The organism is Amycolatopsis sp. La24, from assembly GCF_029087445.1.
In the GTDB taxonomy this organism is placed as follows: Bacteria; Actinomycetota; Actinomycetes; order Mycobacteriales; family Pseudonocardiaceae; genus Amycolatopsis; species Amycolatopsis nivea.
On record NZ_JARACH010000088.1, the window covers coordinates 1 to 21,650 of the forward strand.

Genomic DNA, 21,650 nt, shown 5'->3' on the forward strand with positions numbered 1-21,650 from the left:
GATGCACCCAACGAGCGAGGCACCCAGCCCCTCCCCCGCACCCCGATACGAAGCTCCCCTGCGGTTCGGGGGTGCTTGTCAAGGCATCTTTCCCGCCTTGACAAGCACCCCCGAACCGTCAGCACAATTGGGCTTCGGGGTGCCCCACGCAACCCTCTTTCCGCGGCGAAGCCGCGGCCTCCCGGTACTGTCCGTCACATGGGATCCCGGATCGAGCACCGCGGCGAATTCACCGGCTCGCTCGAAAACGTCTTCACCGCAGTCGCAGGCAAGGACGCCCTCCAAGCCCGCCTAGCCGCCCTAGGCGGCGACGACGCGAAACTCCTCGCCTACACCGCCGAAGGCGACTCCGTCCGTTACGAACTCCAGCACGGCATCAAGGCGGCCAAACTCCCGCAAGCCGTCCGTGCCCTGCACAAGGGCGACATCATCGTCAACCGCACCCAGACCTGGAAGCGGTCCGGCGACGAGTACACCGGCCGGTCCGACGTCAGCGTCGGCGGCGTGCCCGGCGAGATCGGTGCCTCGACCTACCTCAGCCCGAAGGACGGCAAGGTCCTCCTCCGCACCACCGGCGAGGTCGTCGTGCGCATCCCCCTCTTCGGCGGCCGGATCGAGGAGTTCGTCTCCGAGCAGGTGGTCAACCTGCTGCGGCACGAGGACGAGTTCACCGCGCAGTGGCTGGCCGAGCACGCCTGACCCCGGTGGGGGCCCCGACCAGGGGCACCACCAATCCCAACCGGTTGCGCCGGGTCGACCGCTGGCTCGCGAGCGACCCGGGCGTCACGCGGCTGCTGCGGCGCGGCGAAAGTCCCCTTGTCGTCGATCTCGGCTACGGAGCGTCGCCGGTCACGACGGTCGAACTGGCTCGCTGGCTGGCGCGCGTGCGGCCGGACGTCCGGGTGCTCGGGCTCGAACTCGACCCGGAGCGCGTCGCCGCCGCCCTTCCCGCCGCTGATCCGCCCCGGCTCGACTTCCGGCGCGGCGGGTTCGAGCTGGCCGGGACGCGGCCGGTCCTGGTGCGCGCGTTCAACGTGCTCCGCCAATACGCCGAGGACGAGGTCCCTGGCGCGTGGCAACTGATGCTCGACGCGATGCCGCCGGACGGTCTGCTCGTGGAAGGCACCTGCGACGAGATCGGCAGGTTGGTCACGTGGGTCGCGGTCGGAGCGGACGGTCCGCGCACGCTGACCCTGTCGCTGCGGCTCGCCGAACTCGACCGTCCGTCCACAGTGGCCGAACGGTTGCCGAAGATCCTCATCCATCGCAACGTTCCCGGTGAACGCGTGCACGCCCTGATGTCCACTTTGGATGAATGCTGGGCAGCCGCGGCACCGCACCGTTCCTTCGGCGTGCGCGCCCGCTGGACCACCACCGTCGCCATGCTCGCCGACCGCGGCTGGCCGGTCATCGGCAATCCGGACCGGCGCCGGCTCGGCGAGCTGACCGTGTCCTGGGACAGCGTCGCGCCGCGCTGAACCCACCTGTTCACCACCCGCACCCCGCTGGGTCACCCCTTGGTGACCTTCAGTGCTGACGATGAGCGAGTGGAACTGCTGGAACACGTCACCGAGCTGATCCGGGGGACGCTCGGCTCGCCCTGGCTGTGGGTGCTCGTGTTCGCGATCGCCGGACTGGACGCGCTGCTCCCGTTCATGCCGAGCGAAACGACCGTGGTGACCGTCGCCGTCCTGATCGGACCGGACCCGGGCAGGCTCGCGCTGCTGGTCGTCGTGTCCGCCGCCGGGGCGTGGGCGGGCGACTGTCTCGGCTACGCGGTCGGCCGCGCCGCCGGTCCGCGCGCCGTCGCCTGGCTGCAGCGCGGACCGTCCGGGCGGCAACGCTACGAATGGGCCCGCGACCAGGTCCGCAGGCAAGCGCCGCTGCTGATCGTCGCCGCGCGCTACCTGCCCGGCGGCCGCGTCGCGAGCGCGCTGGCCAACGGGAGCCTCGGCTATCCGCTGCGCCGCTTCGTGCCGCTCGACGCCGCAGGCGCGACGCTGTGGTCGGTGTACAGCGCGCTGATCGGGCTCGCCGGCGGGGCCGCGTTCGCCGACCGTCCGGCGTACGGCCTGCTGCTGTCGCTCCTGCTCGGGCTGCTGCTGGTCGTGCTCATCGAATTCGGCCGCCGGGTCCGGGTGCGCAGGCTACGGTCAGTGCATGGACGCGCCACGGCTGCTGGAAGCGATCGACATCCACGCCGACCGGATCAAGGCCGCGACGCTCGCCGCGGGTCCGGTCGCGCCGGTCCGGAACTGTCCGGAGTGGACAGTGCTGGACCTGGTGACGCATCTGACGACGGTGCTCTCGTACACGGTCGCTGCGATCACCGACCAGAAGGCTGAGCCGTGGCGAGCGACCACGTGGGAGGACGCGCTCGGCCGCTGGGACGGCGAACGCATGGCCGTCCGCGAAGCCCTGCGGCGGCCGGCGGACACCCCGCTGCGCTCGCCGTTCCCGCACGGCGGGCCGATCACCGTCGGCGACTGGACGCGCCGGCTCGCGCACGAGTTCGCCATCCACCGGCTCGACGCGGAAAGCGCCCTGCCCGAGCCGCCGGTCACCCGGTACCGCACGGAATTCGCCGAGGACGGCATCGACGAGTTCCTCGCCTTCCTGACCCCGCGCCGCGCCCGGCCGAGCGGCCGCGAGGGGATCGTCCAGGTCAGCACCGACACGCGGACGTGGACCGTGCTGCTGCGGCCGGATGAGCCGCCGATGCTCGGCGAAGGCGTCCCGGACCTCACGCTCGCCGGTCCGGCCGACGAGGTGTACCGCGCGTTGTGGGGCCGTCCGAGCCACGCCGAGAACGTCGGCGACGCCACCCTTCTGGAGCCCCTCGCCGCGCCCTGACCAGCGGCCGGTGAGAATGGGCGCGTGTCAGAACCCCAGCGTTACGTGCTCACCTTCGGCTGCCCCGACCGCACCGGCATCATCGCCCGCATCTCGGGCTTCCTCGCCGACCACGGCGGAATGATCGTCGAGGCCGCGTACCACACCGATCCCGACTCGGGCTGGTTCTTCACCCGCCAGGTCGTGCGCGCCGATTCGCTGCCGTTCGACGCCGAGGGATTGCGCGAGCGGTTCAGCGCGGTCGCGAACGAGCTGTCCGCGGAGTCGAGCTGGCAGGTGCGCGACACCGGCGAGCGCCCGCGCGCGGTGGTGCTGGTGTCGAAGGCCGGGCACTGCCTCTACGACCTGCTCGGCCGGGTCGCCTCCGGTGAGCTGGACGTCGACATCGCCGCGGTGATCGGCAACCACGATTCGCTCGCGGACATCACCCGCGCGCACGGAATCCCGTTCCACCACGTGCCGTTCCCGGCAGGCGACCCCGACGGCAAGGCGGCCGCGTTCGCCAAGGTCCGCGAACTGGTCGACGCCCACGACCCGCACGCGATCGTGCTGGCGCGGTTCATGCAGGTCCTGCCCGCGGAACTGTGCGCGGCGTGGACCGGGCGCGCGCTGAACATCCACCACAGCTTCCTGCCGTCGTTCATCGGCGCGAAGCCGTACCACCAGGCGCACACGCGCGGCGTGAAGCTCGTCGGCGCGACCTGCCACTACGTCACCGCGGACCTCGACGCCGGGCCGATCATCGAACAGGACGTCATCCGCGTCGACCACGGCGATTCGGTCGCGGATCTGGTGCGCAAGGGCCGGGACATCGAGAAGGTGACGCTGGCGCGCGGCCTGCGCTGGCATCTCGAGGGCCGCGTTCTGGTGCACGGCAACCGAACCATGGTGATGTGAGGGGTTGCTGCCGGTGAGATCCGGCAGCAACCGCTCACAGCCCTCACGCGCCGATCGTCGAGGTGTCGATCACGAAGCGGTACCGCACGTCGCTGTTCTCGACCCGCGCGTACGCCTCGTTCACCTGGTCCGCGCTGATCGTCTCGATCTCCGCGCCGACGCCGTGCTCGGCGCAGAAGTCCAGCATCTCCTGGGTCTCCGCGATGCCGCCGATCATCGAACCGGCCAGCACGCGGTTGCCGCCGAGCAGGGAGAAGACGTTGTACTCCAACGGTTCCCCCGGCGCGCCGACGTTCACCATCGCACCGCCGACGCGCAGCAGGCTGAGGTAGGCGTCGACCGGCAGCTTCGCCGAGACGGTGTTGAGGATGACGTCGAACCGGCCGGCGAGCGTCTCGAAGGTCGACTCGTCGCTGGTCGCGTAGTAGTCCTTCGCGCCGAGCCGGAGCCCGTCTTCCTGCTTCTTCAGGCTCTGGCTGAGCACGGTGACGTCCGCGCCCATCGCGACGGCCAGCTTGACCGCCATGTGCCCGAGCCCGCCGAGGCCGACGACGGCGACCTTCTTGCCCGGTCCCGCGCCCCACCGGCGCAGCGGCGAGTACGTGGTGATGCCCGCGCACAGCAGCGGCGCGGCGACGTCCAGGTCGATGCCCTCCGGGATCCGGCAGACGAACGCGTCCTTCACGACGATCTGCCGGCTGTATCCGCCGTAGGTGTTCTCGCCGTCGAAGCCGACCCCGTTGTACGTCTGGATGTTGCCCTTGACGCAGAACTGCTCGGAGCCGGCGCGGCAGTACTCGCATTCGCCGCAGGAATCGACCATGCAGCCGACCCCGACCCGGTCGCCGACCTGGTACTTCGTGACGTCCGAGCCGACCGCGGCGACCACGCCGGCGATCTCGTGGCCCGGCACCATCGGGAAGATCGCGGTGCCCCAGTCCTGGTTGACCTGGTGCAGGTCGCTGTGGCAGATGCCGGCGTAGGCGATGTCGATGAGCACGTCGTCCGGCCGCAGGTCGCGGCGCTCGATCGTCGTCGGCGCGAGCGGTCCGCCCGGCGCCGCGGCGGCGATGGCGGAGGTGGTCGTGGTCATGAAGCCCTCCTGGGTGTCCCGTCCGTCCGGGACAAAGTCGATGTAAGAACCCTCTTACATCGACTAGCGTGGGCCTCGGCTTATTCCTCGAAGCGACCACGATCGGGTGTGACACACGACATGGCGGCGCAGTACCACCACCGCAACCTGCGCGCCGAGCTGGTGCGCGTGGCGTTCGACCTGATCGCGGAGAACGGGGTCGCCGGGTTCTCGGTCGCCGAAGCCGCCCGGCGGGCGAAGGTCTCCACCGCCGCGCCGTACCGGCATTTCCCGGACCGCGCGGCACTGCTGGCCGCGGTCGCCACCACCGCGGCGCGCCAGCTGCGCGAACTCGCCGAGGAAGCGGCCGCCGCCGAAACGGACGACGGTGCCGCGCTGGCCGCGGTGTCCGCCGCGCACACCAAGTTCCTGATGGAAACCCGGATCGGCCTGCACGTGTTCTTCGCCGCCGAGCTGGCTGACGCGCAATACGTCGAACTGCACGAGGCCCGCCGGGAGCTGATCGACGCGTCGCTGCTGCGCTGCCTCACGATCGCGCCGGATCCGGCTATCGCCCTGGAACTGATGGAACAACTCCACACCCAAGCTTACGGCTACGGCGATTTCTACCTCAACGGCGTCTACCAATGGCTCGGCTACCCGACGGAGCAGGTCATCGCCAAATCCCGGCGGGCGGCGCGGATCGTGATCGAGGCTTACCGCGCGGAGACTCCGGCGATCAGTCCGGCGGAGTGGTGACGTAGCGGGCTGCCAGCCAAGAACCGAAGGCGTGCAAGCGATCGGTGAGCGCGGCCGGTTCAAGGACATCGAAATCCACGTCCAGGTAAGCCAGCCAGCGGGCAGCCCAGTCGAGATCGTCGGTGCCGAACCGGAGTTCGCACTCGTCGCCGTCCTCGACAACAGTCGCCACACTCGGGTCGACGAGTTCCCGGACCAGATCAGCCGACGTGTGCACCTGGACCCGAACGCGATACCGCCAGCCCGCGTCCGTGATCAGATCGACCACAGTGGACGGTGGTTCCGGCGCGGGCAGTTTGATCCCGAGTGGCTGGACCGCTTCGATCCGTTCCGCCGCAAAGGTTTTCCATTCACTGGTTCCGCGCGGACAAGCGACGAGGTACCACTGCCGCCGGACAGTGATGAGCCGGTAAGGCTGCACATCAATGGGTTTCGCCGATCGAGCGTCCCGAGCTCGATGCCGGATCCGCACCGCTTCGCCAGCCCGGCAAGCCAACGCGAGCGGTACCAGGATGTCCCGCGCTGCCTGCCGGAAAGGCTTGCCGGGCAACGATTCCACGTCCGCGAGCGCGGCGAGCCGGGCCTGCCAGCGCGTCGGCACCACCTGGGTCAGCTTGGCCAGCGCGGTCACCGTGGCAGTTTCGAGCCCGTCGACCGCCACCGCCGTCTGCAGGCCGAGTGAAACCGCCGCGACCTCGTCGGCGTCCAGCAGCAGCGGCGGCATCGCGGTGCCGTGCGCGAGCCGGTAGCCGCCGACCCGGCCGGGTTCGCCGTCGATGCGATACCCGAGTTCGCGCAGCTGGGCGATGTCGCGGCGCGTCGTGCGCTCGGTGACGCCGAGGCGGGCCGCGAGGTCGGTGGCGGAGATGCCGGGACGCGCCTGCAGCAACGCCAGCGTCTCCAGGCGACGGCTCGTGGTGGTCATGCTCTCGATTCTCGCGCAAAACTAGGACAGTAGCCGACCGGGTATCTGGTCATACTCGGTTTATGACTCAGCTGCTCCGCCCCGAAGGGCTCCTCCAGTCCCCCGCTTTCGCCCAGGTCGCCGTGGTCCCGCCAGGCGCGACGACGATCTACGTCGGCGGCCAGAACGCGGTCGACGCGAACGGCGCGCTCGTCGGCGGAACCGACGTCGCCGCGCAGGTCGAGCGGGTGATGGCCAACCTGAAAACGGCGCTGGCCGCGGGCGGCGCGACCGTCCAGGATGTGGTGATGCTGAACATCCTGCTGGTCGCGGACGTCGATCTCGCCAAGGCTTATCCGGCCGCCGCCGCGGCGCTGGCGGGCGCGACGCCGCCGGTCACTGTCCAGCGCGTGGCCGGGCTGGCCGTGCCGGGTGCGCTCGTCGAGGTCAGCGCGATCGCGGCGGTGGCCGAGTGAGCGTCGGGCAGACCAAGGACGCGGGCTGGCAGATCGGCGTCTCGAAGACGATCGGCCGCTCCGCCGAGGACGTCTGGGACTTCATCACGTCCGCGGAAGGCGTGGCGATCTGGCTCGGCGAGGGCGTCACCGTCCAGCCCGAACCCGGAGTCGGCTACGAGACCGCCGACGGAATCCGCGGCGAGACGCGCAGCTTCCGCGAAATGGACCGGATCCGGCTCACCTGGCAGCCGGCCGGCTGGTCGCACGAGACGACGCTGCAGCTGGCCGTGCGCGCCAGCGGTCCGGGCAAAGCAATGCTGCGCATTCACCAGGAACGCCTGGCCGACGCCGCCGAACGGGAGCAGCAGCGCCGCCATTGGCAGGGAGTTCTCGCCGAACTGATCACCGCGCTTGCCTAGCCCGCGACTGACGGAGGACCCTGGAACGCACGCGGTTCACCGGCTGGAGGCGCGATGCTGTGCGTGTTCGACGTCAACGAGACGCTGCTCGATCTGACCGCGCTCGACCCGCTGTTCACCCAGCTCACCGGAGATCCGGAAGCGCGCCAGGAATGGTTCACGCTCGCGATCCACACCGTGCTCACGGTGACCGCGACCGGCCAGTACCGCGATTTCGCGCAGATCGCCGGGGAAGCCGCGGCCGCAGTATGCGCGCGGCACGGCCATGAACTGACCGACGTCGAACTGGTGAAGATCGGCGACGGCCTGCGCACCCTGCCCGCGCACGCCGACGTCGTGCCCGGTCTGGACCGCTTGCGCCAGGCCGGACACCAGGTCGTCGCCCTCACGAATTCGCCGCTCGCCACCGCCGAGGCGCAGCTGCAGAACGCGGGCCTGGCAACGAAATTCGACCGGATCTTCTCCGCGCAGCAGGTCAGCAGGCTCAAACCGGCACCGGAGCCGTATCTCCAGGTGCTGCGTGCCTTCGGCGTCGAACCCGGTCAGGCGGTGATGGTCGCCGCGCACGGCTGGGACATCGCCGGGGCGCAAGCGGCAGGACTCCGGACCGCGCTGCTCGCGCGTCCCGGAGTCCATCCGCTGCCCGGGCTCCCCGCCGCGACCTACACCGCGGCGACGATGCCCGAGCTGGCCGACGCGATCGTCAGGAACTGAGGCGCACCAGCATCTTTCCGGTGTTCGCCCCGCTGAGCAGGCCGAGGAAGGCGTCCGGCGCGTTGCGGATACCGTCCACAAAGGTCTCCGAGTACTTGATCTCGCCGGACGCGACGAGCGGCGCGACCTCGGCCACGAACTCCTGCATCAGGTGCCAGTGGTCCAGCACGAGCAGGCCGCGCATGGTGATCCGCTTCGCGATGAGCTGCACCAGGTTGCGCGGCGCCGGGGTCGGCTCGGTGGCGTTGTACTGCGAGATCATGCCGCAGATGGCGATCCGGCCGTGCAGGTTCATCGACGCGATCGCGGCCTCGAGATGCTCGCCGCCGACGTTGTCGAAGTAGACGTCGATGCCCTCGGGCGCGGCCGCGGCGAGCTGCTCGGCGACCGGTCCGTCCTTGTAGTTGAAGGCGGCGTCGAAGCCGAGCTCCTCGGTGAGGTAGCGGACCTTCTCCGCAGAACCCGCGCTGCCGATCACGCGCTTGGCGCCCTTGAGCCGGGCCAGCTGGCCGACGAGCGAGCCGACCGCACCGGCCGCGCCGGAGACGAAAACCGTGTCGCCTTCCTTGAACTCCGCGCTCACCAGCAGCCCGGCGTACGCGGTCAGACCCGGCATCCCGAGCACGCCGAGGTAGGTCGAAAGCGGCGCGACCGAATCGTCCACTTTGACCGCTCGCTTGGCGTCGAGCACCGCGTGCGTGCGCCAGCCCGCCTGGTGCAGCACGTGATCGCCGACCGCGAAGTCGTCCACAGTGGACTCGATGACCTCGCCGACCGCGCCGCCCTGCATGGCCTCGCCGACCACGAACGGCGGCGAGTACGACTTCACATCGTTCATCCGGCCGCGCATGGCCGGGTCGACGCTCATCACCACGTTGCGCACCAGGATCTGCCCGGGACCCGGCTTCGGCACCTCGGTCTCGACGATGTCGAAAGTGTCCATGGTCGGGACGCCGTGCGGGCGGGCCGCGAGCCGGATCTCAGTCGCTGTGGGTGCGTTCACCGTCGAACTCCGTTTCGTTCAAGCTGGATTGAAGCGGGGCGCGCGCCCCGGTCTATCCGGCCAACGGAGAAACCGGGGCGCGCATTCCGATTGTCCCCGGGGTTGTGGCCAGCGCTACACGATCTCCGCGAGCTTGCCGAGCACGCCGTCGTAGATCTTCTTCAGCCCGCCCGGCGCGAAGGTCTTCTCGAAGAAGCCGCCGATGCCGCCCGCGCCGTCCCAGCTGGTCTCGATGCGGACGAGCGAACGCTCGCCGGAGGCGGTGACGGTCCAGGTGGTGACCATGCTGGAGTTCGCGTCGGTCTCGACGAAGGTGCCCGGCGACGGCTCGGTCACCGTGGCCGCGACGTCGCGCACGCGCTTGGACGTGGCCTGCAGCTTCCAGCTGGCCTTCGTGCCGGCGCCGACGCCGCCCTCGCTGACCTCGTAGTCGCGGTAGTGCTCGGTGAGCAGCTTCGGCCGGGTCTCGGCGTAGTCCGCGACCAGCTCACGCACGCGTTCCACCGGCGCGTCGATCGTGCGCTCCGCGGTGGCCGTGACCTTGCCCATGTCGTTTCCTCCTCAGGGTTCCTCCGAGGTCACCTTCGCACATGGGGTGATGGGCGGCGATCCCGGTTCGCACCGGGATCGCCGCTCCCGAGAAGGTCAGGAGAGGCCCTGCTGCTTCAGCCAGTCCTTCGCCACGTCGGCCGCGGGTTCGCCGTCCGCGTCGACCCGCTTGTTCAGCTCGCGCATGCCGTCGGTGGTGAGCTTCGCGCTGACCGCGTTGACGACGTTCGCGAAGTCCGCGCCGCGCGCGTCGAGCACCTTCTTGTTCACCGCGGGCACCACGTTCTCGGTGGGCACGATGGCGAGGTCGTCCTTGAGCGCGACGTACTGCGGGTCGCCGACCAGCGGGCTGACCGAGTCGACCGGGATCACCGTGACCGCGCCGGAGTTCAGCTGCTGCACGCGCGGCCCGGCCTCCTGCACGGTCTGGAAGGTCGCGTTCGTCAGCTTGTAGACGTCCTTGAAGCCCTGGAAGCACGGCAGCCGCTTCTCGCACTCCGGCGGACCGGCCATCACGACCTTGTCGAGCTTCTTCAGGTCGCTGATCGACGCGATGCCCTTCGACTTCGCGAGGTCGGCCTTCACGATGTAGGTGTTCTTGTCCTCGGCGGCCGCGTAGTTCAGCAGCCCGACGCCCTCGGGCGCGAAAAGCTTCTCCAGCTGTTCGTGCTCGGCCTTGGCGTCCTTGGTGGCTTCCTTGCCGAAGCCGGTCGTGATCGCCGCGCCCTGGTACTCCGGCAGGAACTGCAGTTCGCCGGATTTGAGCGACGGGTAGACCAGCTCCCGCGAGCCGAGGTTCAGCTTCCGGGTGACCGGATAGCCCTTGGCCTCCAGCGCGCCCGCGTAGATCTCGGCAAGGATCTGGCTGTCGGTGAAGTTGAACGAGGCGACGACGATCGGAGCGCCGCCCTTGCTCGGCGCGGCCGGCTGGTCGCTTCCCCCACCGCACGCGGTCAAGCCGAGCGCGGCCGTCGCCAGCAGCGCGGCCACTCGGATGTTCCGGGTCCAGCGCACGTGTCCCCACACTCCTCAGTTCACTCGTTAGTGGGAATGGACCCTAACCGCGACCCCCGACAGAAACCACTGGTTAGGAATCCTCCCCACGGAATCTCACGGGCCGGAATATTGTCGCTCGATCGGGGTAAGGTCGCGCCGTGCACGCGTCCGTGACCCCGCTGCTGGCCGACAGCAGCCGTCCCCTCTTCGAATGGCGGTGGGTCGAACGCAACGCTGACGCGATTCTTCAGCGGCTCGGCGAGCACGTCGCCCTCACCGCGACCGCGCTCGGCGTCGGCCTCGTGCTCTCGCTCGCGCTGGCCACCCTGTGCCTGCGCTACCGCTGGTTCTATCCGTTCGTGATCGGCACGGCGGGCGCGCTCTACGTGATCCCGAGCCTCGGCGCGTTCGCGCTGCTGGTTCCGCTGCTCGGGTTCTCCTTCGCCACCTCGGTCATCCCGCTGGCGACGTACACGCTGCTGATCCTGATCCGCAACATCGTGACCGGCGTGCAGCAGGTGCCGACCGAAGTGCGCGAAGCGGCGATCGGGATGGGCTTCACGCCGCGGCGGCTGTTGTGGCAGGTGGAGCTGCCGCTCGCGCTGCCGGTGGTGATCGCCGGGCTGCGGGTGGCCGCGGTGACGACGATCGGCCTGGTCACCGTCACGTCGCTGCTCGGCAAGGGCGGGCTCGGCTACTTCATCCGGGCAGGCATCCAGACGGCGATCCCCAACCCGAGCCCGATCATCGTCGGCATCGTGCTGTCGATCGCGCTGGCCGTGTTCGTCGATTTCCTGCTGTGGCTGAGCGAACGCGCGCTGGCCCCGTGGGCGCGGAGGGCCGTTCGATGAGCTTTTTCGAGCAGCTGGGCCACTGGCTCGCCGACCCGAACCGCTGGAGCTGGACCGATCCGGCCGGGATTCCGTTCCGGACGGTGCAGCACCTGTGGTTCTCCGCGCTGGCACTGGCGATCTCGATCGTCCTGACCGTTCCGTTCGCGCTGTGGCTCGCGCACTACCGGCGCGGCCAGTTCCTGGCGAGCAGCGCGGTGAACATCGGCCGCGCGATCCCGAGCTTCGGGCTGATCATCCTGTTCTGGTTCCTGGCCAGCCGGTGGGGCGCGAACACGGACTTCTGGCCGCTGCTGCTCGCGCTCGTCGCGCTGGCGCTGCCGCCGCTGTTCACCAACACCTACGCGGGCGTGGTGCAGGTGGAACAGGAAGTCGTCGACGCGGCGCGCGGCACCGGGTACCGCGAATGGCAGATCATGCTGCGCGTGGAACTGCCGCTGTCCTCGCCGGTGATCGTGGCCGCCGCGCGAGTGGCGTTCCTGCAACTGATCGCGACGGTCGCGATCGGCGCGATCGTCAACGACGGCGGCGGCCTGGGCCGCTACATCGTCGACGGTTTCGCCCTCGGCGAGCAGGGCCATGGCGAAATCTTCGGCGGCGGTCTTGCGGTGGTGATCCTGGCGCTGGTGTGCGAGGGCCTGTTCGCTTTGTTGACCAAGCTGGCTACGCCTCGCGGTCTCGCACTTCAACAGGCCCGCCGGGACTCGTGAGACAGACCTCGGCGAGCTGGTCGATCTCCGGCCCCAGCGACCGATCGACCGCCACCGGCTCGATCCTCGCCGCGAGCCAGGCGTAGGTGTCAGCCAGCCTCTGCGCGCCTGGGGTCTTGAGCAGATACCGTGCCTGCCGCCCCGCGATCAGCTCGCACGCGGTGATGGCGAAGAAGCGCTCGATCACTGTCTCCAACTCGGCGCCAGCCTTGCTGGCAAACGCTTGCACGTCCTCCTGACCAGCGGAAGTATCCAGCGACCCGAGCGTCGCCGGTGCGGCCAGACGACGCATCGCATGCAGCTCGCCAGCCGCACGTTTGTGCAACGGCGTAAGCCCCGCCTGCGGCCCCGGATCCACCGCGAGCTGCGGCGGCAGCCCGCTGAACTGCGGGTCGAGGAGGCGGTGAAGCCGCTGAACCGAGACTTCCGCCGCGTGGACGAGGGCCGCCTTGACCGCGTCCATCCGAAGCCCGAGCGCGGCGGCGTGATAGCCGGTCGTCGGGACGAACTCGCCGTTGACGAAGGCCGGCGAGTCCGCCGGGGTTTCCCAGGACTCCTGCAAGGTTTTCTGAAGTTCCTCGACAGTCCGGCTGACGTATTCGAGCACCTTCGGCCCGACTCGCACCGAGATCGGCGCCTGCACGACGCTCTTGTTGGTGGCGGCCCCTTCGATGAGTTCCTCGATACGGGTGCCGCGGTAGATCGCTTGCGGCGCACCAAGAACGTCCACGGTGATCGCCGCGCAGACCGTCTGCCAATCGATCAGCCGACGCAGCCTCTTGCCGCACACCCACGCGTACGCCTCGGCCAGCGGCGAACCTTGAATCAGGCTCGCCCCTTCCTTCGGCCCCAGCACGAACGGCCGCACCCCGCGACGGCTTAACGCTTCCGCCGCCGGGACCTCGGCACCGTCCTCGATGACCGTGCCGAGCCCGACGAACGTCTGGAACGCGTGCGCCAGCGGGATGATCTCGCCGGCGCTGCCGAGGCTGTCACGCGGGACGGCCGGGAGGAACCCGTCGTTGATCCGGTCTGCGAGGAAGCTGACCAGCTCGGGACTGACCGCCGCGTCGCCGCGGAGAAACCCGCGCAGCCGCATGCGCAGCAACGCCCGGGTCAACTCCGGCGACAACCACGGCTTCCCGCCGACCGCCCGGCCGACCAGCAGATTGCGCTGATGGTCAGCCTGCTGCGCGGCGGTGAGCCGAGTCCCGGCGAGCCGCCCCATCCCGGTGTTGACGCCGTAGACGGGGCTGTCCTGGTCCAGCGCGGCCAGCATCGCCTCGCGCTGCTGCTTCAGCTTCTGGAGGGCCGCCGGGCTGATCTCGACTGGTGCGTCCACTGTGGACAGTTCAGCGCGCGAGCCCGTCGATGACCTCGGCGTTCGGCAGCCCAGCGAGCGCCGTACCGGAGATCAGGAGCTTGCTGCCGCGGATCCCGCTGCCGATCACCAGCTCCGGCGCGTCCGCGACGGCTTGGTCGATGAGAATCGGCCAGTCCTCGGGCAGCCCGACTGGCGTGATGCCGCCGTACTCCATGCCGGTGAGGGAAACGGCCTCGTCCATCGGCGCGAACGACGCCTTGCGCACGTCGAGGCGGCGCTTGATGACACCGTTGACGTCGGCGCGGGTGGTCGCGAGCACGAGCGCCGCGGCGAACCGGACCTCCCCGGCCCGCTTGCCAGCGACGACAACGCAGTTCGCGGAGGCAGTCAAGGGCGACCCGTACGCCTCGCAGAACGCGGCGGTGTCGGCGAGTTCCGGATCGATCTCAGTGACGCCGACCTCGTCCGGCGCGGGCATCGCGGCCAGCGCCTTGGCGACGGGTTCGGCAAGCAGGTCAGTACGGGTCGGCGCGGGAACGACAGTGAGGCTTCCGGCGATAGTCCAGGTGGTCACCAGCCCGAATGTAATCCGCCGGGCACCCCGGTCACCAGTTGCGGTGGCCTCGCTGAACCTCGATGAGCTTCGGCCGCACGTCGACGATGTAGACGAGCGCCGCCGCCATCGCGGGCACCCAGAAGATGAACCCGACCCCGTTCCCCTGCAGCGGGAACAACACCAGGGCGACCGTGGCCACGCCAGTGATCAACATCCAGACCGGCTTGGTCTTGCGATCGGCCGCCGAGTACGCGTCGGCTCGCTGGAGCAGCGCGTGAACGAAGGCGAAGAGCCCGACCAAGGCGCTGCCCCAGTGGATGACCCTGAGGATCCATTCGGCAACCAGCACGCAGCCAGCTTACGGCAAACCGCCCACGCCGCCCGCTCCCCCAAAACCCGGCACTGTGACATGACTGCTGGTCAGGCCCGGGCGGGGCGGGTTTGGCCGCGGTTATCTCAACCACGGTTGTCGGGGTGACAACGGTCACTCCGGTTGGGTGCCTCGGCTTAGGTCGGACCCAGTTCGGTGGCCGGGAATCTAGGTCGGACCCAACTCGCTGCCGTGAGCCTAGGTCGGACCTAGTCGGCTGCGGTGAAGCTAGGTCGAACCCAGCCCCGGCGCCCGTGAGCCTAGGTCGGGCCTAACTCGCTACCGTGCATCTAGGCCGAACCTAACGATGCTCGCGCGAGGTGGGTTCGACCCAACATCGACTTCGCCGCAACATCCGCGGCGGCGCACAGCGGCCGGACCAACCCGCGCAACACTGCCGCCGAAACACTCCGCACAGGGCGACGGCGGCACGGTCCTCCGATTCAGCGGCGCGACGGCAGGTTCACCGACACCCCCGCTGCCACATCCCGGCACGCCGCCCGATTCAGCGGTGCGGATCAGCAGCGCGGGCCCAGTCCGCCACGCGGCGGCGCGGCGGCAACCTCACCACACCCCGCCGCCACCTCCCCGGACGCCACCTGATTCAGCGGCGCGAGGCACAGTCCGCCACACAGCGGCACGGCGCTACCGTCCCCAACACGGCGACACTGCCGCCAACCCAACGACGCCCCCGAGCATCCCTCAACCCGGCGGCACCGCCGCCAGCACAACGGGCGCCCCCGAGCATCCCCAACACGGCAACCACCGCGGCCAACCCGACGGCACCCCGGAACATCCCCCAACACGGCAACCACCGCCGCCAACCCAACGGGCACCCCGGAACATCCCCAACACAGCACACGGCGACCGGACCAACCCAGGCCCGGCCGCCGTGCGACCCCTCGATTTTCAATTCTCGCCCTCGGCGACCCCGGCGCAAACCGGCCCGCCCCAACGGTTCCGAGTGCTGAAGCACCCGAACCGCCGATCAGCGCGGCAGTGACCCCGCCGTCACTTCTCCGTCTTCGGCGCGGCCGGCTTCTTCGCGTTCGCCGTCGTGCTGGTGGTCGTGCGACGGGCCGGCGTGGCGGTCTTCGGCGCGGTACGGTTCGCGGCCTTGCGAGCCACCGAACGGGTCTCGTGCGCGACGTTCTCGCCGATTTCCTCAACCGCGTCCGCGGTGTCGCCGGCCACCTCGGTCACCTTGCGGGCGGCCTTCTCACCAGCGGAACGGGTGCGCTTGGTGACCTTCGCCAGCACGCCGTCGACGCGCTCGCGGGTCTCCTCGGTCAGGCCGTCGACGCGCTCCTGCGCGGCGGTCAGCGCGTCGTCCAGCTGCTCAAGGGCCTTCTTGACCTGCGGCTGCGCGGCGATCTTGTCCCACGCCTGCTCGCCGGACTCGGCCAGCTTGTTGTACAGCTTCAGCGCGGCCTCGGTGTACTCGTCGATGGCCTTGCGCAGTTCGGCCGGGTCGAGCTTCTCGCGGAGGCTTTCGACGTCGGTCGGCAGCTCCTCGAAGCCCTTGCGGGCGGCCTCGGTGTTCTTGGTGACGTTGGCGCGGGCCTTGGCGACCGCGTCGGTCACGGCCTGGCTGGCCAGGTTGCCGGCGCCGAGCGCGGCGAGCAGCGGGGTGCGGACCTGGTCGAGCGCGGTGTTGACGGCCTTGCGGACGTCCTCGGTCTTGGGCGTGGTCATGCCGACTCCTCAGTGGTCTCTTGGGTGGTCTTCGGTGCGGTGTTCGCGGCGGCGTTTTCGCGCCGGAAGGACTCGTAGACGTCGAGCAGGACCTGCTTCTGCCGTTCGGTCAGCTCGGCGTCGGCGCGGATCGCGTCGCCGACCGGGCCGCCGGTCGGCAGGTCGAGGATTCCGGCCTGCACGTACAACGCTTCGGCCGAGATCCGCAGCCCTTTCGCGATCTGCTGGAGGATCTCCGCGCTGGGTTTGCGGACCCCGCGCTCGATCTGGCTCAGGTACGGATTGGACACTCCGGCGAGTTTCGACAGCTGGCGCAGCGAAATCTTCGCGGAACTGCGCTGCTGGCGGATGTACTCGCCGATGTCGGAGGCGATGTCCGCGACCTTGTCCATGGGGCGCTGTGCTCCGCCGGGTTCTGTCATCCGGTCACCTCCTCGCGACCTACTCGACAGTACGCTCGCGTGCTAGCTATTGCAAGCACCCTGCTTGCAACCATCGGGTGTGGTTCCGCTCACCCCGTTACCCTGGGCTTATGCGGGCACAACGGTTGCGTCGACGCCTGGTCCGGCACCTCGTCGAAGAGGACGTGCTGCACGAGCGGGCCTGGACCGACGCGTTCGCGACCGTCCCCCGGCACGCGTTCCTGCCGCGGTTTTTCGTGCCCGCCGGCGACGGCTGGGCGGCGGTCGACCGCGGCGATCCGGACTGGCTGGACCGCGTCTATTCGCGCGACGTCCTGGTCACCCAGCTCGACGACGACCCGTCGCTATGGGACCGGGCCCGCGCGCACGGACCGATCCCCGGCGTGCCGACCAGTTCGTCCAGCATGCCCGCGATCATGGCGATCATGCTGGAAGAACTCCTGGTCCGCGACGGCAACCGGGTGCTGGAGATCGGCACCGGAACCGGTTACAACGCGGGTTTGCTGTGCCACCGCTGCGGTTCCGGCCAGGTGTCCACAGTGGACATCGACCCGGTCATCGCCGCCGCCGCGCAGGAACGCCTCGCCTCCTGCGGCTACGCCCCCGCGTGCGCCACCGGCGACGGCGCACTCGGTTTCCCGGCCGGAGTGCTCTTCGACCGGGTCCTGTGCACCGCGTCGGTCTCCCGGATTCCCCTTGCCTGGCTTGCTCAAACCCTCCCCGGCGGACACATCGTCACCACCCTCAACCGCCCGCTCGGCGGCGGACTCGTCCGCCTCACCGCAGGCGAAGGCGCGACCGCCGAAGGCCAGGTCCTGGCCCGCGACGGCCGCTTCATGCCCCTGCGCGCACATCGCCTGCCACCGCTCGCGGACCTGCCGTCCGCTGCCGATGTGCAATGGCGCCCGACTGAACTGTCAATGACAGATGTGCTTAAACCACAACGACATTTCGAGTTTTTTGCGTCACTGGAACTACCTGAGGTACGCCCGGTGCACGTCGACCCGAACGGCGCTTTCGCACTGTCCCATCCGGACGGTTCCTGGGCCCGGACCCGTCGCACGGACTCCGGTTTCGAGGTGGCACAAGGAGGTCCGCGCGCCTTGTGGGATATCGCCGAGGAAGCGCACCGGCGCTGGGAATCGCTCGGACGCCCCAGCCGGTCGCGTTTCGGCCTCACGGTCAACGCCGACGAGCAGACTTTCTGGCTGGACGATCCGCAATCCGAGAATCGCTGGCCGCTGTAGGGCGGATCCGCCGATCACCCCGCCAGCCCGCGAAGCAGCCCCTCCAGATCGCGCTCGCCCGTCCGCGTTTGCGCACCCCGCGCCAGTCCGCCCCGAATTAGCGCTTCCGCCGCAGGACGCGTGAACTGTCCCGCCCAAGCGTCGTGTTCCCGCTGAAATCCGGTGGCCAGATCATCCGGAACGACGGCCTTTTTCGCCGCGGCGATCACGCCTTCCGGCAACGCGGCGATGTTGCGGGCCAGCCGATCAACCACTTCTTCGAGTTCGTCAGCAGGCACGGCCCGGTTGACCCAGCCGTAGCGTTCGGCCGTCCGCGCGTCGTACAACTCGGCGCTGAGCACGATTTCCAACGCCCGGTTGCGGCCAACGCGGTTCGCCAGATACTGCGTCCCTCCGCCGCCCGGGACAATCCCCATCAGCGCCTCGATCTGCCCGAGACCCGCGGTCTCGATCGCCGCGAAGGCCAGGTCCGCGGCCGCGACGAACTCCGCCCCGCCGCCTCGCGCCAGACCGGCGAGCTGCACGATCGTCACCTGCGGTTGCTGCCGCAGAAGTTCGCCCAACGCCTGGAAAACGTTGAGCCCCAAGGGAATCTCGGGAGCGAAGTGGTCGAACGCGTCCGGAGTGTCGACCAGAGACATGTCGACGTGCGCGATGAAGAAGTCCGGGTCGGCGCTGTCGAAAACGATCACGCGCGCGGAATCGTCGGCTCGCAGCGTGAGCAGCAGCCGCCTGAGGTCCGCCATGAGAGCGACGTCGAGGACGTTGACGGGCGGGTTGTCGATGGTGACGCGGACGATGCCGCCCTCGCGGCGCACGCGCAGGGTCGGGTAGTCGTCGGGGTGCATTCGGGTCTCCGATACGTATCTGGCAGGCAGCTAGGTTCCTGATGTATACCTAGGCTCGGGCGCGGACCGACCAGCGTCAATAACGCACTTTGGGCATCGCAAGGATCATGGAGGATACCGAGATGGCCGCTCCCGACACCGGCACTGTGTACCGGGCCGACTGTCCCAGCCGCCCGATCCTCGACCAGATCGCCGACAAGTGGTCGATGATGGCGATGGCAGTCCTGGAGGAGCCGCGCCGGTTCAACGACATCAAACGCCGACTGGAAGGCGTGACCCAGCGGGTGCTGACCCAAACCCTGCGCAGGCTGGAACGCAACGGCATGATCGTGCGGCGAGTACTGCCGACGTCCCCCGTCGGAGTCGAGTATTCCCTTACGCCACTTGGCGAATCACTGCGCGAGCCGTTCGGCCGACTGTACGACTGGACCGTCGCGCACACCGGCGAAATCCACGAATCCCAGCAGCGCTACGACGAACGGCTCCGCGCGGAACAATCGTGAGGCGTCACTAGGTCCGACCCAGCCAAAATCCTGCTCCCGCACTGATCTCTAGGTCCGACCCAGCTCACACACTGATCCTTAGGCCCGACCCAGCTCACGCACCGATTCCTAGGTCCGACCCAACTCACGCGCCAGTCCTTAGGTCCGACCCAATTCTGGCCCGAACCCACTTCTCCACCGCGGTCACGACGTCCTCGAGCGGAGCCTCCGTCGTGTCGATGGACTCGACCTGCCCGCGTATCCACAGGTTGAACTCGAGCATCTCCTCGATCCGCGGCTCGTCCCACTCCCGCCACGCCGGCCGGGCACGCAACCGGCGTCGGAGGGTCTCGTTGTCCGCGACCAGCGCCAGATAGTGCACGTCCGAGAAGAAAACGCGCTCTGGCAACGGTTCCAGCTCCTGCGGCGCGACCGTCCCGCACAGCACGACCGGTCGTCCGTTCTGGTGCAGCATCGCCGCCATCCGCAGCCAGGCCCCGCGAAACGCCGGGTTGCCGGGGACGTCGTCCTGCAGCGCGCCGGTCCACAGCACGTCCTGCTCTAGCACGACGGCCTCACCCGCCAACCGCTGCGCCAGCTTCGGCCCGACTGTCGATTTGCCGCCCGCGCTCGGCCCCGTCAACGCGAACAACGGCAGCCGCCGGAACGGCCACCGGTGTCCGCACTCCACACACCGCAGAAGGTCCGCCTCGGCCTGTGGACAACTCGCGCGGTCGCCACAGGCCGGACAGATCCGCAGGTCAAGCACTACTGGAACGGTGGACAACTCAGTCGAAGAGGTTCTCGAGGAAGCTGCGCTTGCGTCGTCCGCCGTACGGGCGCGGCGAATCCCCGTAACCACCGCGGTACGGCCGCGGCGAGTCCGCGTGCCCGCCTCGGTACGGGCGCGGCGAATCGGGACGGCCGTAAGGCGGTGGCTGCTGCCGGTAGAAAGCGCTCTCGGCACCGGCGATCTGCTCCAGCTCGCCGCGGTCGAGGAAGATCCCGCGGCAGCCGTCGCACTGCTCGATGTGGACGCCGTTCTTGTCGACAGTGCGCATCATGTTCTGACACTTCGGACAAATCACGCAGCCGACCCTACGCGGATTCGCCGCGCCGTGTCAGCAGGCGCAGAGGCAGAACGGGTGGCCGACCGGATCGGCGTACACGCGGAAGGTCTCCGGGGAATCGTCGAGCAGCTTCGCGCCCAGCCCGAGAATGCGCTGGTGAGCGGCCTCGAGGTCGGGAACGTCGAGGTCGAGGTGCGCCTGCTGCGGCTTGTCCTGCGACGGCCATTCGGGCGCGCGGTAATCAGCCACCCGCTGGAATTCCAGCCGGACGCCGCCGCGCGGGTCGACGAGCGTGGCCCAGTGGTTGTCCGGAGCGATCTTAGGTTCGTCCCACTCAAGCAGGGAGCGGTAGAACCCGGCGAGTGCTCCTGGGTCCGGACAGTCGAACGCAACGCCGCCGAAAGTCGGAATCGCACCCATGTTGTGGCCATCCTCTCCTAGTCGCGTAACCAGTAAATGGATTATGAAGGTTAGTGAGCCAGGTCGCAACCAATATCGCCCGTACACTGGGCAGGTGCACACCGACGCTTCCTTGGTGGTCGCCTTCCTGAACACCGTCGACATCGAACGGGGCGACGACCTGCTGGACGATCCGGAGCTCTGGCGGCAGTGGGCCGCGGACCACGACGTGTCACCGAACGATCCCGCCGAAGCCCGCGCCGTTCGCGACAGCCTGCGCGCCGCCGTCGGCGACCCGCGGCTGCCCGCGACCACGCTGGACGTCCCGCTCCGCTTCACCCTCACCGAAACCGGCCCGGCACTGCTCACCCCGGACGCCGTCACCGCGACCCTGGCAGCGACCACCCGCCTAGCCATCCGCGGCGACTGGGTCCGCCTGAAAATCTGCCCCGCCGACGACTGCCTGTGGGCCTTCTTCGACGAATCCCGCAACCGCTCCCGCACCTGGTGCTCGATGCGAGTCTGCGGAAACCGCGAAAAAGCCCGCTCCTGGCGCGCCCGCACGGCGGCTGTGCACAACTGACCCCCTGTGGACAACTTGTCCACACACACCACATGTGCACGTGCAGATGCCCTGGATCCCCACAAGTTGTGGACAGCGATTAGGCCATCACCGTGAATTCCTGTGGATAACCCCGGGGATAACTCAGCTTCCTGTGGACAACTGGTTTGAACAAGCCACGGCTGTGGTATAGGACGCCGCGCATCCGACCGACCACCCGCCGCAGCCGGTCGAGGCCGAGGAGAACCACGGAGGGCGTTGCACCTGAAGCGCCGGGACACCCGCGCTTTCGAGCCGCCACCCACGGAGCTTCGCGGTGACCAATCGAGCGCTGGCTCGATGGCGAATTCCGCTCAACCACAACGAAATCCCGGGACTGCTGCCAGCCCGGATCCAACGGCGATCCCGACCCGCCGCGACCGAGTCAGCCGACCGCCGCGCGGCAACCACGCCACCCTGAACCGCACCAACCAGACCAACACGGCCAACC

Annotated in this window: 27 protein-coding genes and 1 pseudogene; 14 read left to right on the forward strand and 14 right to left on the reverse strand. The window is 69.1% G+C overall.

Translation table 11 applies throughout. From position 1 onward, the window contains the following. Nucleotides 1-198: 198 nt before the first annotated feature. The 5 genes and pseudogenes from PUT80_RS42935 to purU all read left to right on the forward strand — a co-directional run bounded on the left by PUT80_RS42935 (nt 199) and on the right by purU (nt 3,750). Entirely contained in the window at nt 199-699 is a 501-nt protein-coding gene (locus PUT80_RS42935) for a DUF2505 domain-containing protein (RefSeq protein WP_037807589.1), read from the forward strand. Continuing rightward, nucleotides 678-1,478 (forward strand): hypothetical protein, encoded by an 801-nt coding sequence (locus PUT80_RS42940; protein ID WP_037807586.1) that lies wholly within the window; start codon nt 678-680, stop codon nt 1,476-1,478. Before PUT80_RS42935 ends, PUT80_RS42940 begins: the two co-directional genes overlap by 22 nt. Before the next feature lie 69 nt (nt 1,479-1,547). Further along, a complete protein-coding gene (locus tag PUT80_RS42945) occupies nt 1,548-2,345 on the forward strand; it encodes a DedA family protein (protein ID WP_240691513.1) in 798 nt (265 codons plus the stop codon). Next, nucleotides 2,257-2,853, forward strand: a pseudogene (locus tag PUT80_RS42950) (maleylpyruvate isomerase family mycothiol-dependent enzyme); the annotation flags it as partial. The gene PUT80_RS42945 and the pseudogene PUT80_RS42950, both read left to right, overlap by 89 nt. Before the next feature lie 45 nt (nt 2,854-2,898). Further along, the gene (gene purU, locus PUT80_RS42955) at nt 2,899-3,750 is read left to right on the forward strand and encodes a formyltetrahydrofolate deformylase (RefSeq protein ID WP_200864433.1); all 852 of its coding nucleotides are present in this window, start codon (nt 2,899-2,901) and stop codon (nt 3,748-3,750) included. A 43-nt stretch (nt 3,751-3,793) separates the two neighbouring features. Here the strand turns inward: purU and PUT80_RS42960 are convergent, their stop codons facing one another. Further along, the gene (locus PUT80_RS42960; RefSeq protein WP_037807577.1) at nt 3,794-4,843 is read right to left on the reverse strand and encodes an NAD(P)-dependent alcohol dehydrogenase; all 1,050 of its coding nucleotides are present in this window, start codon (nt 4,841-4,843) and stop codon (nt 3,794-3,796) included. A 120-nt stretch (nt 4,844-4,963) separates the two neighbouring features. On the opposite strand from PUT80_RS42960, the gene PUT80_RS42965 reads away from it, so the two are divergent. Next, nucleotides 4,964-5,581, forward strand: a complete 618-nt coding sequence (locus PUT80_RS42965; RefSeq protein WP_275295568.1) for a TetR/AcrR family transcriptional regulator — start codon at nt 4,964-4,966, stop codon at nt 5,579-5,581. Here the strand turns inward: PUT80_RS42965 and PUT80_RS42970 are convergent. Further along, nucleotides 5,562-6,506, reverse strand: coding sequence for a WYL domain-containing protein (locus PUT80_RS42970; RefSeq protein ID WP_037807572.1), 945 nt, complete (start codon nt 6,504-6,506; stop codon nt 5,562-5,564). The genes PUT80_RS42965 and PUT80_RS42970 overlap by 20 nt on opposite strands. 62 nt (nt 6,507-6,568) lie before the next feature. Between PUT80_RS42970 and PUT80_RS42975 the strand changes: the two genes are divergently transcribed. From PUT80_RS42975 to PUT80_RS42985, 3 genes are read left to right on the forward strand one after another with little or no spacing between them, the layout of a single operon-like run. Continuing rightward, a complete protein-coding gene (locus PUT80_RS42975) occupies nt 6,569-6,961 on the forward strand; it encodes a RidA family protein (protein ID WP_037807569.1) in 393 nt (130 codons plus the stop codon). Next, nucleotides 6,958-7,362, forward strand: a complete 405-nt coding sequence (locus PUT80_RS42980; protein WP_037807566.1) for an SRPBCC domain-containing protein — start codon at nt 6,958-6,960, stop codon at nt 7,360-7,362. The genes PUT80_RS42975 and PUT80_RS42980 overlap by 4 nt, the downstream gene beginning before the upstream one ends. A 54-nt stretch (nt 7,363-7,416) precedes the next feature. After that, nucleotides 7,417-8,076: a haloacid dehalogenase type II gene (locus PUT80_RS42985; RefSeq protein WP_275295561.1), complete on the forward strand. Its 660-nt coding sequence runs from the start codon at nt 7,417-7,419 to the stop codon at nt 8,074-8,076. On the opposite strand, the gene PUT80_RS42990 is transcribed toward PUT80_RS42985, so the two are convergent. The 3 genes from PUT80_RS42990 to PUT80_RS43000 form a co-directional block, all read right to left on the reverse strand. Then, nucleotides 8,066-9,079, reverse strand: coding sequence for an NADP-dependent oxidoreductase (locus PUT80_RS42990; RefSeq protein WP_037807560.1), 1,014 nt, complete (start codon nt 9,077-9,079; stop codon nt 8,066-8,068). The two genes, PUT80_RS42985 and PUT80_RS42990, sit on opposite strands and share 11 nt — an antisense overlap. Nucleotides 9,080-9,193: 114 nt before the next feature. Continuing rightward, nucleotides 9,194-9,628: an SRPBCC family protein gene (locus PUT80_RS42995; RefSeq protein WP_037807557.1), complete on the reverse strand. Its 435-nt coding sequence runs from the start codon at nt 9,626-9,628 to the stop codon at nt 9,194-9,196. Nucleotides 9,629-9,724: 96 nt separating this feature from the next. Continuing rightward, nucleotides 9,725-10,642 carry an ABC transporter substrate-binding protein gene (locus PUT80_RS43000; protein WP_037807556.1) on the reverse strand — a complete coding sequence of 306 codons (918 nt, stop codon included), beginning with the start codon at nt 10,640-10,642 and terminating at the stop codon, nt 9,725-9,727. Nucleotides 10,643-10,782: 140 nt separating this feature from the next. Between PUT80_RS43000 and PUT80_RS43005 the strand changes: the two genes are divergently transcribed. Both PUT80_RS43005 and PUT80_RS43010 read left to right on the forward strand, forming a co-directional pair. Continuing rightward, complete coding sequence (locus tag PUT80_RS43005) at nt 10,783-11,475, forward strand: ABC transporter permease (RefSeq protein ID WP_275295562.1); 693 nt, start codon at nt 10,783-10,785, stop codon at nt 11,473-11,475. Then, nucleotides 11,472-12,185 carry an ABC transporter permease subunit gene (locus tag PUT80_RS43010; protein WP_037807739.1) on the forward strand — a complete coding sequence of 238 codons (714 nt, stop codon included), beginning with the start codon at nt 11,472-11,474 and terminating at the stop codon, nt 12,183-12,185. The genes PUT80_RS43005 and PUT80_RS43010 overlap by 4 nt, the downstream gene beginning before the upstream one ends. Here the strand turns inward: PUT80_RS43010 and PUT80_RS43015 are convergent. The 5 genes from PUT80_RS43015 to PUT80_RS43035 form a co-directional block, all read right to left on the reverse strand. Next, nucleotides 12,139-13,527 (reverse strand): aromatic amino acid lyase, encoded by a 1,389-nt coding sequence (locus PUT80_RS43015; RefSeq protein WP_275295563.1) that lies wholly within the window; start codon nt 13,525-13,527, stop codon nt 12,139-12,141. The genes PUT80_RS43010 and PUT80_RS43015 overlap by 47 nt on opposite strands. A 10-nt stretch (nt 13,528-13,537) precedes the next feature. Further along, the gene (locus tag PUT80_RS43020; protein ID WP_275295564.1) at nt 13,538-14,083 is read right to left on the reverse strand and encodes a YbaK/EbsC family protein; all 546 of its coding nucleotides are present in this window, start codon (nt 14,081-14,083) and stop codon (nt 13,538-13,540) included. A 31-nt stretch (nt 14,084-14,114) separates the two neighbouring features. Beyond that, nucleotides 14,115-14,414, reverse strand: a complete 300-nt coding sequence (locus PUT80_RS43025) for a DUF2516 family protein (RefSeq protein WP_037807548.1) — start codon at nt 14,412-14,414, stop codon at nt 14,115-14,117. A gap of 1,032 nt (nt 14,415-15,446) precedes the next feature. Next, complete coding sequence (locus PUT80_RS43030) at nt 15,447-16,130, reverse strand: hypothetical protein (RefSeq protein ID WP_037807546.1); 684 nt, start codon at nt 16,128-16,130, stop codon at nt 15,447-15,449. Continuing rightward, nucleotides 16,127-16,522, reverse strand: a complete 396-nt coding sequence (locus PUT80_RS43035) for a helix-turn-helix transcriptional regulator (RefSeq protein WP_037807545.1) — start codon at nt 16,520-16,522, stop codon at nt 16,127-16,129. Before PUT80_RS43035 ends, PUT80_RS43030 begins: the two co-directional genes overlap by 4 nt. 140 nt (nt 16,523-16,662) lie before the next feature. On the opposite strand from PUT80_RS43035, the gene PUT80_RS43040 reads away from it, so the two are divergent. Then, nucleotides 16,663-17,799 (forward strand): methyltransferase domain-containing protein, encoded by a 1,137-nt coding sequence (locus PUT80_RS43040; protein WP_275295565.1) that lies wholly within the window; start codon nt 16,663-16,665, stop codon nt 17,797-17,799. 14 nt (nt 17,800-17,813) lie between these two features. Here PUT80_RS43040 and PUT80_RS43045 read toward each other — a convergent pair whose 3' ends face one another. Then, entirely contained in the window at nt 17,814-18,647 is an 834-nt protein-coding gene (locus PUT80_RS43045; RefSeq protein WP_037807539.1) for an enoyl-CoA hydratase/isomerase family protein, read from the reverse strand. Nucleotides 18,648-18,769: 122 nt separating this feature from the next. Here PUT80_RS43045 and PUT80_RS43050 point away from each other — a divergent pair, with 122 nt between their 5' ends. Continuing rightward, the gene (locus PUT80_RS43050; RefSeq protein ID WP_037807737.1) at nt 18,770-19,150 is read left to right on the forward strand and encodes a helix-turn-helix domain-containing protein; all 381 of its coding nucleotides are present in this window, start codon (nt 18,770-18,772) and stop codon (nt 19,148-19,150) included. A 124-nt stretch (nt 19,151-19,274) separates the two neighbouring features. Here PUT80_RS43050 and PUT80_RS43055 read toward each other — a convergent pair whose 3' ends face one another. From PUT80_RS43055 to PUT80_RS43065, 3 genes are read right to left on the reverse strand one after another with little or no spacing between them, the layout of a single operon-like run. After that, entirely contained in the window at nt 19,275-19,898 is a 624-nt protein-coding gene (locus tag PUT80_RS43055; protein WP_037807536.1) for an AAA family ATPase, read from the reverse strand. Nucleotides 19,899-19,917: 19 nt separating this feature from the next. Then, nucleotides 19,918-20,217: a zf-TFIIB domain-containing protein gene (locus tag PUT80_RS43060; protein ID WP_078870243.1), complete on the reverse strand. Its 300-nt coding sequence runs from the start codon at nt 20,215-20,217 to the stop codon at nt 19,918-19,920. 33 nt (nt 20,218-20,250) lie between these two features. Then, the gene (locus tag PUT80_RS43065) at nt 20,251-20,619 is read right to left on the reverse strand and encodes a VOC family protein (protein WP_037807534.1); all 369 of its coding nucleotides are present in this window, start codon (nt 20,617-20,619) and stop codon (nt 20,251-20,253) included. A gap of 94 nt (nt 20,620-20,713) precedes the next feature. Between PUT80_RS43065 and PUT80_RS43070 the strand changes: the two genes are divergently transcribed. Next, the gene (locus tag PUT80_RS43070; protein WP_037807532.1) at nt 20,714-21,181 is read left to right on the forward strand and encodes a CGNR zinc finger domain-containing protein; all 468 of its coding nucleotides are present in this window, start codon (nt 20,714-20,716) and stop codon (nt 21,179-21,181) included. The last annotated feature ends 469 nt before the right edge of the window (nt 21,182-21,650 follow it).

Excerpts from the sequence above, each read along its gene's own strand:
- PUT80_RS43045 (WP_037807539.1), bottom strand. The coding sequence starts at position 18,647 with ATGCACCCCGACGACTACCCGACCCTGCGCGTGCGCCGCGAGGGCGGC.
- PUT80_RS43035 (WP_037807545.1), bottom strand. The coding sequence starts at position 16,522 with ATGGACAAGGTCGCGGACATCGCCTCCGACATCGGCGAGTACATCCGC.
- PUT80_RS42975 (WP_037807569.1), top strand. The coding sequence starts at position 6,569 with ATGACTCAGCTGCTCCGCCCCGAAGGGCTCCTCCAGTCCCCCGCTTTC.
- PUT80_RS42935 (WP_037807589.1), top strand. The coding sequence starts at position 199 with ATGGGATCCCGGATCGAGCACCGCGGCGAATTCACCGGCTCGCTCGAA.
- PUT80_RS42960 (WP_037807577.1), bottom strand. The coding sequence starts at position 4,843 with ATGACCACGACCACCTCCGCCATCGCCGCCGCGGCGCCGGGCGGACCG.
- PUT80_RS42995 (WP_037807557.1), bottom strand. The coding sequence starts at position 9,628 with ATGGGCAAGGTCACGGCCACCGCGGAGCGCACGATCGACGCGCCGGTG.
- PUT80_RS43040 (WP_275295565.1), top strand. The coding sequence starts at position 16,663 with ATGCGGGCACAACGGTTGCGTCGACGCCTGGTCCGGCACCTCGTCGAA.
- PUT80_RS43010 (WP_037807739.1), top strand. The coding sequence starts at position 11,472 with ATGAGCTTTTTCGAGCAGCTGGGCCACTGGCTCGCCGACCCGAACCGC.
- PUT80_RS42970 (WP_037807572.1), bottom strand. The coding sequence starts at position 6,506 with ATGACCACCACGAGCCGTCGCCTGGAGACGCTGGCGTTGCTGCAGGCG.
- PUT80_RS42985 (WP_275295561.1), top strand. The coding sequence starts at position 7,417 with ATGCTGTGCGTGTTCGACGTCAACGAGACGCTGCTCGATCTGACCGCG.
- PUT80_RS43030 (WP_037807546.1), bottom strand. The coding sequence starts at position 16,130 with ATGACCACGCCCAAGACCGAGGACGTCCGCAAGGCCGTCAACACCGCG.
- PUT80_RS42965 (WP_275295568.1), top strand. The coding sequence starts at position 4,964 with ATGGCGGCGCAGTACCACCACCGCAACCTGCGCGCCGAGCTGGTGCGC.
- PUT80_RS43065 (WP_037807534.1), bottom strand. The coding sequence starts at position 20,619 with ATGGGTGCGATTCCGACTTTCGGCGGCGTTGCGTTCGACTGTCCGGAC.
- PUT80_RS43050 (WP_037807737.1), top strand. The coding sequence starts at position 18,770 with ATGGCCGCTCCCGACACCGGCACTGTGTACCGGGCCGACTGTCCCAGC.